The 9,512-nt window shown below is 46.6% G+C and carries 10 protein-coding genes; 3 read left to right on the top strand and 7 right to left on the bottom strand.

All coding sequences use genetic code 11. The annotated features are described in order from the left end of the window. Nucleotides 1-449: 449 nt before the first annotated feature. From IQ257_RS15535 to IQ257_RS15510, 6 genes are all read right to left on the bottom strand, one after another. Nucleotides 450-1,088, bottom strand: coding sequence for a DUF6753 family protein (locus IQ257_RS15535; RefSeq protein WP_193878431.1), 639 nt, complete (start codon nucleotides 1,086-1,088; stop codon nucleotides 450-452). Beyond that, the gene (locus tag IQ257_RS15530) at nucleotides 1,085-1,843 is read right to left on the bottom strand and encodes a mobilization protein (RefSeq protein WP_193878433.1); all 759 of its coding nucleotides are present in this window, start codon (nucleotides 1,841-1,843) and stop codon (nucleotides 1,085-1,087) included. Before IQ257_RS15530 ends, IQ257_RS15535 begins: the two co-directional genes overlap by 4 nt. A 33-nt stretch (nucleotides 1,844-1,876) precedes the next feature. Further along, complete coding sequence (locus IQ257_RS15525; RefSeq protein ID WP_193878435.1) at nucleotides 1,877-2,158, bottom strand: hypothetical protein; 282 nt, start codon at nucleotides 2,156-2,158, stop codon at nucleotides 1,877-1,879. Between the two features lie 32 nt (nucleotides 2,159-2,190). After that, nucleotides 2,191-2,640 (bottom strand): hypothetical protein, encoded by a 450-nt coding sequence (locus tag IQ257_RS15520; RefSeq protein ID WP_193878437.1) that lies wholly within the window; start codon nucleotides 2,638-2,640, stop codon nucleotides 2,191-2,193. Then, the gene (locus tag IQ257_RS15515; RefSeq protein ID WP_193878439.1) at nucleotides 2,640-3,752 is read right to left on the bottom strand and encodes a ParM/StbA family protein; all 1,113 of its coding nucleotides are present in this window, start codon (nucleotides 3,750-3,752) and stop codon (nucleotides 2,640-2,642) included. The genes IQ257_RS15520 and IQ257_RS15515 overlap by 1 nt, the downstream gene beginning before the upstream one ends. 410 nt (nucleotides 3,753-4,162) lie before the next feature. Continuing rightward, nucleotides 4,163-4,351, bottom strand: a complete 189-nt coding sequence (locus IQ257_RS15510; protein ID WP_193878441.1) for a hypothetical protein — start codon at nucleotides 4,349-4,351, stop codon at nucleotides 4,163-4,165. A gap of 20 nt (nucleotides 4,352-4,371) precedes the next feature. Between IQ257_RS15510 and IQ257_RS15505 the strand changes: the two genes are divergently transcribed. Then, on the top strand, nucleotides 4,372-4,728 hold the full coding sequence (locus IQ257_RS15505; RefSeq protein WP_193878443.1) for a plasmid mobilization protein: 357 nt from the start codon (nucleotides 4,372-4,374) through the stop codon (nucleotides 4,726-4,728). Beyond that, nucleotides 4,709-5,575 (top strand): relaxase/mobilization nuclease domain-containing protein, encoded by an 867-nt coding sequence (locus tag IQ257_RS15500; RefSeq protein WP_193878445.1) that lies wholly within the window; start codon nucleotides 4,709-4,711, stop codon nucleotides 5,573-5,575. The genes IQ257_RS15505 and IQ257_RS15500 overlap by 20 nt, the downstream gene beginning before the upstream one ends. A 20-nt stretch (nucleotides 5,576-5,595) precedes the next feature. Here the strand turns inward: IQ257_RS15500 and IQ257_RS15495 are convergent, their stop codons facing one another. Continuing rightward, on the bottom strand, nucleotides 5,596-5,832 hold the full coding sequence (locus IQ257_RS15495) for a hypothetical protein (protein ID WP_193878447.1): 237 nt from the start codon (nucleotides 5,830-5,832) through the stop codon (nucleotides 5,596-5,598). A gap of 20 nt (nucleotides 5,833-5,852) precedes the next feature. On the opposite strand from IQ257_RS15495, the gene IQ257_RS15490 reads away from it, so the two are divergent. Beyond that, nucleotides 5,853-9,500, top strand: a complete 3,648-nt coding sequence (locus IQ257_RS15490; protein WP_193878449.1) for a hypothetical protein — start codon at nucleotides 5,853-5,855, stop codon at nucleotides 9,498-9,500. Nucleotides 9,501-9,512 lie beyond the last annotated feature (12 nt).

Raw genomic sequence — 9,512 nt, 5'->3', positions numbered from 1 at the left:
CTGTTGATTCATTGAGTCAAATCTTGGCTCCGTTAATTAACTAAGTATTTTTACTCAGCCAATACCTCGTTTTAGCGAGCGCCCTTCATACTTCAGTTATACTACATTTTGAAGTGCGGAATGTGGGATGTTCATCTCAATATCCTCAGTTGAGTTTAGATTTCAGATACTTATCGCGCACCTGACACTTTGCCATTTCCTTAGCTTGCCGCTTCGTCCACAAAGGAGACGGGGCAAGTTGTAGAACGTTTTCCAGCCTCTTATAGAACGCCTCAATTCCCGTGAGCTTTTTAAGGACTGTAGCGCGTTGCGAAAGTCCCTCCCGTTGTAGCGACTGCCGTGTTGACTCGTAACCACAGGCTTCGTCGAAGTGTGTCCACTGAGCCTTGCCGAAGTGCGAAAATCTGCTAATACTTTAGGAATCAAGACTAAAGGGTAGCTCGACATCGTTAGAATCTCTCCTCTGGAGGTTTGGTGTACAGAAGACAAAATCCACGTTTCGCCTCTTGTGTCCCCATCTTCAACTTCACTGGGATATTTACGATGTCTCGCTCACACACTTTTAAGTAATCCGCATTCCACTCCAGCAACTGCCTTGCATAAAACCCATCGTTCGACTTTGCCCATCGCAGCACCTCTACATCCTCAGCCGTCAAACGCTCCCCTGCCACATACCCTCCCTGCATCACTGGGGGAACGGTTATCCCAGCGACAAACCCCACCACCACCAGAACAGAAGATGCGATCGCACCTGGTAAAATTGACTTGAAAAATCGACTCGCTTCCTGACGTTCAGCCTTTTTGATTAAGTCGCCAGCCGCCTCCGCAATGGCAGTTTTCTGACGTTCGACAATTTCTTGCTCAACTAAATCCAGGGACTTAGTGACTGAACCAAACCAACGGTCAAACATCTGCTCAAGTTCGGCAGGCTTGTCGTTGAGCAAGGTTTGCAATGTGCCGGTGACGATAAGAATGACAAACAACGGGTCATTCTCTGAGTAGCCCGTCTGACTAACCAGATGAAGGACTTTACGCTTAAACACTTCATCCCGCCCATCGAGGAGCTTGTCTAGCAGGGAAGGTTTCATGCCGCTGGCTTCTTGGCTTTTGCCGAGTGAGTCTTAAAGGCTTCTGGGGTGAAAATACCAAGCTGGTCTAGGTTGTGGGAGAGCGATCGCAAAAACGTTACCACCCGCTGCTTGGACAAAGCACCGATTTGCGTATTCTCTCGGTCAACCGTCCGCTCAAATGTCCACTGATTTTGGTCGATTAGGTTCTTATCCGTGGTTCCCAGCCGGGGGAAGGCTAAAGTGGGGATATTATGTGCTTTGATGACTTCTTCCAGCTTGGGATACTCCCGGTAAATCATCTCCCAGTCATCTTCATCGGCTGAGAAGTAGTTCTGGACGAGAACGTGCTTAATTTTTGAGGCAAATTTTTCACAGGACTCGATAAACAGGGTAATCGAGTCATGCCCCCCGGTGCAGACAAACCACTTATAGATTTCCAGCTTGTATTCCTTGCCCAGTTCATCAGTCAAACCGTTACGTGCTATCCAACCAGAGACTATGACCTCGATTTGGCTGGGAAGATTTACGATACAGGGCATTTCCAGAGACAGCTCGAAGATTCTGTCTGCATCGTTACTTTTCTTTTCGACCTCACTAAAGAAGATGGTTTGAGAGATATCCGGGTAGCGCTTATGAACATCAGGGTTCGAGCGATCGCTGTCTATCAAGTGGAAATTTAACTTCCGGGCTAGACAGTGATAAACAAGCGCCCTGGTAAAAAACGATTTACCAACTCCCCCCTTTTCGCCGTCAACGAAATGTATTTGGCTCATAAATTCTCCAAAGTTAAGACGCTATACTGCATTTCACCATCGCTTTCCTGTAACCATCGAACTAGGCAAATTGAACGTGGTTCGGAGATAATTAGCATGGTCTTCCAGGACAAACACCATATTGGCAGCTAACAATTTCAAGTCCTGTTCCTGCTTTTCTCCGCAATCCTGGTAAGCAAAAGGCATCCAGAATGCTCGAATCGCCCTAAGCACCAAATCATTTGACGCTTTTCCTTGTGATTTAATGTAGGAAAGCAAAACTGTATCAGGACTAGACTTCAAAGGTTGCAATCGAAACCGAAAATCATGCTGCACGAGTGCCTCCAGGCATTGTTAAAAATCCTTGATTACAATCCCCCTGTATCTAATGGAGGGACAGAACCCCAAGCTAGACTTTCTTCTTCTACCGGATGGACTTTATCTAGTTCTTGCGTTGGTTCTTGTAGTGGCGCTTGTACAGCATTAATTGGGGGAGTGGCGTAAATCGGGAATGGAATTTGCTGACACGAAGGTCGTTCGAGATTAAACATAGCCCGAAGGTAAGCCGCCTGATCTTCCAGTACCAAAATCATGTTTTGTGCCAGCTTTTTTAACTCAGCCCCTTGCTTTACTCCACAATTTTGATAAGCTTCTGCAAGCCAAAAGGCGCGTGCAGCCCTTAATACCATCTCTTTGGAAAAACCAGTGTCCTTTTGTTTCTTGAGAAACTTCAACAAAATACCATCCGGTGTTTTGGACAAGGCTCGAAACCGAAAATAGATATCGACTTGCCCTTGACCATTCTGAGACTTCTCCATCACCCAGACGCCGCCACAACAGAAGGTGAATCTAAACGAAGAGCATTGGCAATCACACCCTTGAAATAAAGGTGAGTACCATAAGCGTCACAAAGTCGATTTCCCAAATCTTCCGTTTGCAGATGGTCTGGGAGCTGGATATCAGCATTCCAGCTCACCTCCGTATAATCGAATACTTGCTCCAGTTCCGGCTTCATGTATTCCGCCGTTCCTCCACACAGTACCACCAAATCTAAATCGGTCTGACGCGGCAAGACTTCTCTGAGCCAACTGCGTAAAGCCAAGGCATATTCATCCCGACAGGATTTAACCACCATCACCAGTCGGTCTACTTCCTCGGTGCGAGTCTGAGGAGTACTCGACATTGACAACGGTTCTAAATACCGAGACTCGACATGAACTCCCGCCAAGGCGATCGCACGAGCCAGTTGTGATGTTGAAGGCAAACCAGTGATTCGCCCCTCCACTTGCTCAACCATTTTGATAAAGCCCAGGTTAGAGGTCTTGCGCTGGGTGACTTGTCCCCGCTCGGAAAGTAAAACCGAAGCATTCCGATAACCCACCATCACAACGGCTATCGTCTTTCGTTTAGCCTCATCGCCCATTTTCTGGCGACTCATCATATAAATGCCGCCCCCTTCTGGTTTGCAATCAAAATGAGTTAGATTGGCATTAATTTTTCCGGTAGGCGTATCAAAATTTTTCAAACCATCCCAGAGCATCTGATACAACTGCTTACCCGACTCATATTCCGCCGAGGGCATCAAGATAGCTAACGCCACGGTAAACTTCCGTTTAAGCTTTAGCACTCTAGACGCAACCCACACAGCGGCTAATGCTTTAGGAAACGCTCGTTCGTATTTGAGCGATGATAACCCAGGATTCCCGTGAAACTTAGATTGAGCCAGATACCCCACCACGTAAGAGTGATCTTCAATCGAAATCCAAGCCGCATCCGCTAGGTCGGGGCTACCTAGCTTGGTTTCTTCGTATGCGGCGATCGCCGCAGCCGGAACAGAAATAACTTCCGGTTCCATCACCAAAAGATATTCATTCAGAAACGCATCAGCAAAAATAGCCTTGGTTAGCGACCCGCCAAAGTCAATGGTCATTGTTAAATTTGGCGGTCTCGTACTTTTCCCCATGGCAAAATTCCTTTAACCTTCCTTATTTGTAGGCTAAGGATAAATCAGGGGAAAACCAGGGAAACTTAGGTAACTATTAGGGAAATTCTGAAAAACACTCATGCACAGAATTTAACCTAAACCCAAAGTTTTCAGCTTATTGATTACTACTCTCAATAAACAGGGCAAAACAGACAATTTTTCATAGCCATTTTGACTCCCCTTGATGTTTTTCCCTGTCCTCCATCTACCTATTTCCTCCTTAATACTGCAATGGAGTACTTAAAAAATCTATGCACCAAGAGATAGATGTAACCCGTAACGCAACCTACAACGCTTACCTGGCAGGTTTTATAGGGCTACATCTGCCGCTAGATAGATTTCGGACTGAGGCTGTTTCAGCTTAACGACATCCATCCCTCGGTATATTTCCTCAAAACTTGTTGGCTTCCCCAGAGACGGGCAGTACTATCGATATAGTCTCTCAACAGCATAGCTTCCCCCAAAGGAGCAAGCCAAGCCCACATCCGTACCGGATGACCCCCTTCCTGGACGGAACGGGGTGGGCAGCTTGCTCTGCGAGGCAAAATACCATCACACACACATCATGTCCCGTCCAAAAACTTACACAGCCAGATACGAACTCAGGCTAACCCCAGCCGAAAAAATTGCGTGGAACAACAAAGCCGCATCAGTAGGGATGGATTTGAGTAATTTCATCCGACGTTGTGTAGAACGCCGACAAATTCCACGCCCTCAACCCCAAATCAATTTGGATACTGCCAAGGAGTTGGGAAAAATCGGAGTAAATCTGAACCAACAAATTCGGGCGATGAATACTGCTCTAGCATCCGGTCAGTTCATCCCAAACGTAGAGGAAGCAATCACGGTGGTAGAGGAAGTTTCCAGTCTGGTCAAACAAGTTCAACTGGAGCTGCTACTCAATGATAGGCAAAACGGTTAAAGGAAATGGCTTCTCTGGTGTTCTAGCCTATGTCTTTGAAAAGCCCGATGCCCAGTACTTAGGTGGGAATATGGCAGGGAAAACACCAGGGTTGCTAGCCAGAGAATTCCGTGCAATCACCCAGTTCAACGCCAAGGTGAAGCAACCTGTCGCCCATATCAGTCTAAGCCCAAGCACTGAAGATGATGTGTCTGACCAAAAGGCGTTAGAACTCATCAACCAATACCTGGATAAAATTGGCTTTGGAGACTGCCAGTGGGTAGCCGTAAAGCATATCGACACCGAATTTGAAGACAAGCCACGTCCGCATTACCACATTGTCGCCAACCGAGTTCGACAAACCGACCATAGGGTAGTCTCAGCATGGCGAGACTGGAGACGCTCTGAGATTGCCATTCGGGAATTAGAGCAAGAATTCAACCTGACCGAAGTTACAGCCAGTTGGGATTACGAGAAAAGAAACCTCACCAACGGGCAGTGGCAAAAGCTCCAGCGAGAACAATCAAAAGAAGTACCTGTGCAAATTCGACTTCTTAAGCTAATCGACCACTGTGCCGAAGGGAATCCCACAATGCCCGAATTTATTAAGCGCCTAAAAGAGTCGGACGTGAAAGCTAAAGTCCATTTCCAGTCAACGGGTCGAGTGCAGGGGTTGACCTACGAACTGGAAGGAACTGTTCTCTCTGGGACAAAACTGGGCAAAGCTTACACCTTTAACGGTGTCCAAAAATTTAAAGGGGTGCTTTATGAGAGCGGTCACGATAATCCCTTCCTGAAGGAAGAGCAACCACCACAAACACCCCAGAATACCCAAGTAAAACACAAAAACAACGAGCCAGAACTTTAGCCCTGAGCGTAGCCGAAGGGCTAAAACTCAGTGTACAGGCTATCAGGCTCCTCAGCCAGCTTCTCTTCATCGGTCAACACCTCGACTTCGCTCGGTGTTGAAGCTGAGCGTAGTCGAAGCTTCAACCCTGAACGAACCGGGAGGTCATCCATATCAATAACATCTTCCGACAGGGCATCGTAAATATCCAACCCTTCCAGACGGTCAGGGACAGCAATGGAGTCTGGAGGAACTTCCCAAATTTGACGTATAGACATAAAAAGTAAGGACTAAAGTAGTGTCAATTATAGCTGCTCACATAGACCCAAAACTCAAGACCAGAAAAGGCACATACCAAGAGATCAATAATTCACTGGCTGAATATTTTTTCCCAGACACTCAATTTGCGATCGCTGAAATTGAAGAAAATGTAACGACCCCAAATGACTTAAAACTTCCCAACATGACACCGGAGTTTTCAAGCGGCAAAAAAGTCTATTTTGCGAGTGAGGAAGTCAGGGATAAAATTTATCCAGTCATGAGCGACGGAGCTGCATACGGTTCCTTAGTATTTACACCTTGCAAAGACTTCAAGGAGCTTAAAGATGTCCGCATTTTAGTGGTCGATGATGAGACTGGAGAAAACGGCGGTGTCATGCCAAATGAGGAAGCCAAGCGAATGACGGGCGACTGCTATGGACGCATGACCCCAGACATGGCAGAGAAACTCACCGGGAGGACAAATACACCATTCCAATTCCGCATGGGCATTTCTCCCCAGGAGGGGAATGACGTTTACCGCATTGCGAAAGGAACATTGGCTCCTTCTAACAAGTTGGAGTCACTAGGAGAACCTCGAATTACCAAGAATCCAGACGGTTCAACCAAGGTAAAAACAGGTTATGACCTTGTTATCGCGACAAGTTCTTTCAAGGGTAGAAAGGACGAAACCAAAATCAAGCCGGGGGAATACAACCTTACAGTAGGGATTGGAGTCAAAACCCTAGCGAAACGCTCCAAACACAGCCTTGGAACTCAAATCCTGGTCAACTACCCCAAAGGCGTGCAAGCAGACATTCTCCCCATTGTCAAAAGCCAAGCCCAAAAACTGGCTTCCATACAATCCGACCCTCGTAAAATTAGTCAGTATATCGTTGAGAAGAACGAGAAACGGGCGCAAATGTCCGCCGAGAAAGATGAAGCGTTAGGTGGGTTTGATGAAGTATTTGGAACAAATGAAGAAGCCAGGGAGAATAAATTTAATAATCTCCTAAAAGCCTCCCTTGAAGGGAATCCCCAGCTTCTGGAGCATCCCTATATCGTCAATCGACTGACTCCCCTGATTAGAAACGAATGGCTGGATATTGCCACCGGACGTAGCATTGAGTTCCAATCTGCTCTAGCACAACCCAGTTTAGATCTCAAGGAAGACGAGGTATGTGTTCCCAATATCCCAGAGGGAGAAAAACTCATTGTCACCCGCAGCCCTCTAATCAACTCCAATGGCGTCATCACCCTCACCAACAAACACTTACCAGAGTTTGCCTCCGAAAAAGGTACAATCCACATCCACCCCAAGACAGCCGCCGCTTACTTACAAGCAGATTTCGATGGCGATCGCTTGGCTTACGAACTCTCATCAAAATATCCCACCCTTGCGGCTGAAATTGAAGTTGGTCAGCGCCCGGAGAATCGCCATGCCGACGTTATCAAGGCAACCAAAATCCCCTACCAAGCCAATAGCTTCGCGGAGGTGGCTATCTCTGCCAGCCAGAATGATATTGGCACAATTGCTAATCAGATCCAAAAAGCCGTAGCCATCTACAACGAAATCGACAACCTGCCACCTGAGAAAGTAGCTGGCTTTACCAAGAAGCTAACCGCCAAGGCGCGTCTCATCGCCAACCAAGATATCAGCAAAATTCCTGATGAGAAGAAGCAGCAAGCCGAATCGCTAAAGTCTTCAGCCATAGGGATTGTTGAGAATGCCGACAACCCCCAGGAGGTACTCAAGCTGGGGAAAAATTTACTTTTTGAGACGGTAAACTTACTCAGCAACGAATTACAGACAGCAGCCGATGGACCTAAAAGTGCAGCCCGACCGAATGAAAGCATCCTAGAGTTTGCGGATACAGCCCTAAAAGCCAGAGACGTGGCATGGATTAGTGCCAAGAAAAATCCCAACACCTTTCTGAACGAGCCATTAAAGAGTGAAAATTTCAGCCCGATTGATGCTCTAGCGCAAGCCGTAAACCAGCAGTGGCAAGAAAACCATCTAGAAATGATGCCCACTGACCAGTTTAGAAACCTTTTCCCCAAGGAGTTCAGCCCAGAAATCTTAGAAGAAGCTCAAGAAATCATCAAAACTTACAAAGCACTTTACCGAGAAGCCGTAGAGCTAGAGGAACGCTCCAAAACTGAATCAAATTACCACCTGAGCGTAACCTCTAGCACCTCTGGAAAATCAATCACCTTAACCGACATCAGCAAATTTAACCACCCCGAAGTCTGGACTAGGGAAACCCTAGACATTCGATTAATGCGGAATGAGGGAAAATTGGTGGGAGCCGCACAAACACAAGAAGGCAAATGGGAAACGGTTGGTACAGTCGCTCCGGAGTCCATTAAGGAACATGGGCTAAAAGAACGAATGACCCTTTTCAATGCCAAGACTGAGCTGAAGCCAGGAATTACCCAATCTGAGATTGACGCCAAATTCGCCAGAGCCAATGATTTTGCTGACCAAATCAGAAACCAAAATCCTGACGGCAGTCGCTACAACGGGGGGAACCCCCGCAACGCGCTGCCTCAGAAAGCCAAGGCACTCCAATCCGCCATTTGGGATGCAGCTCATGCCTCAAGGCAGAAGGGCTACCAAAATTACAGCAGAGCCAGTACCGCGTTCAATATTTTTTCAGAACAAGTAGCAGAACGTGTTAAGGAATTCCAATTCAAGGAATTAACTCTTGCAGGCGTTCACCATCCCACCAATGAATGGGGAGATAAGTTAAATAATAAAACGGTTAACCCTGAGCGGAGTCGAAGGGTTAACTTCGAGATAGCCCTAGAAACCAGGAAAGGTCATCCTAATATTAATAAACGAGTGGTAATAGTTGAAGGAAAACAAGTTGCCCCCATATCAGAATTTGATTACCATCCCCCCATCGGAACTACAGGAAAAGCCACTATCACCCCGGCACCTAGCACTTCCTGTTCAGCAACAACAGCTAAGGGAAATACTTTAAAAATCACCCAGTTGCGCAAGCATGATTTTGGGGGAATTGAGTTTTCCAGCTCTCCGGCAACGCTAACAATAGCATTTGAAACTTCGACTTCGCTCAGTTTCAACGGAAAGAAACCAGTGGCAAAAATTGGGGAGAAAACCCTAGGGGTTATCGACAAGGAAAGTTGTGAAAAGTTACAAAAAGCAGGAATCTATAAGTCGGGGACTGAACTCCAGGTAACGCTGCAAAATAATTTAGCATCTACCGCAACTTTACACATTGATAAAGATAGTCTAAAATTCCCCGAAACTTGGAATAAAGAAGCTCCGGCATTACCCTCCGACCGTCAGGCTACCGATGGGCTTGCCCTGAGCGGTGCCGAAGGGCTTAACAAGGAAAACTTAGAAGCCAAGCCTTACGAGCGCCCGGAGTGGGAAACCAAGTTAACCAAATCTGCGTTAAGAGAGCTTAACGATATTCCACCTAGTTCTTTAGGAAACCGAATCACTGTATTACTTGGGGAATACATAGCTGTTTACAATGACAAAGAAAAATGCCTAAAAATACACGATGTTGAACGCGATCGCGGTGTAATTTATCAAGCTACGCGAGGGAAACCTCCTGAAGTCGAGAAGTTTACACTCCAAGAAAAGCTTCAATTTCAGAATCTTGAATTGAAGCTTCGGCTTCGCTCAGCTTCAACGAACAATGAGTTAGCCTAATCGTACTGGGAT

The sequence above is a fragment of the Coleofasciculus sp. LEGE 07092 genome (genome assembly GCF_015207375.1).
Lineage (GTDB): Bacteria > Cyanobacteriota > Cyanobacteriia > Cyanobacteriales > Coleofasciculaceae > LEGE-07092.
Note: the sequence above shows the minus strand (reverse complement) of the source record. Positions and strands in the feature narration are given on the sequence as shown.

Excerpts from the sequence above, each read along its gene's own strand:
- IQ257_RS15535 (WP_193878431.1), bottom strand. The coding sequence starts at position 1,088 with ATGAAACCTTCCCTGCTAGACAAGCTCCTCGATGGGCGGGATGAAGTG.
- IQ257_RS15530 (WP_193878433.1), bottom strand. The coding sequence starts at position 1,843 with ATGAGCCAAATACATTTCGTTGACGGCGAAAAGGGGGGAGTTGGTAAA.
- IQ257_RS15520 (WP_193878437.1), bottom strand. The coding sequence starts at position 2,640 with ATGGAGAAGTCTCAGAATGGTCAAGGGCAAGTCGATATCTATTTTCGG.
- IQ257_RS15515 (WP_193878439.1), bottom strand. The coding sequence starts at position 3,752 with ATGACCATTGACTTTGGCGGGTCGCTAACCAAGGCTATTTTTGCTGAT.
- IQ257_RS15505 (WP_193878443.1), top strand. The coding sequence starts at position 4,372 with ATGTCCCGTCCAAAAACTTACACAGCCAGATACGAACTCAGGCTAACC.
- IQ257_RS15500 (WP_193878445.1), top strand. The coding sequence starts at position 4,709 with ATGATAGGCAAAACGGTTAAAGGAAATGGCTTCTCTGGTGTTCTAGCC.
- IQ257_RS15495 (WP_193878447.1), bottom strand. The coding sequence starts at position 5,832 with ATGTCTATACGTCAAATTTGGGAAGTTCCTCCAGACTCCATTGCTGTC.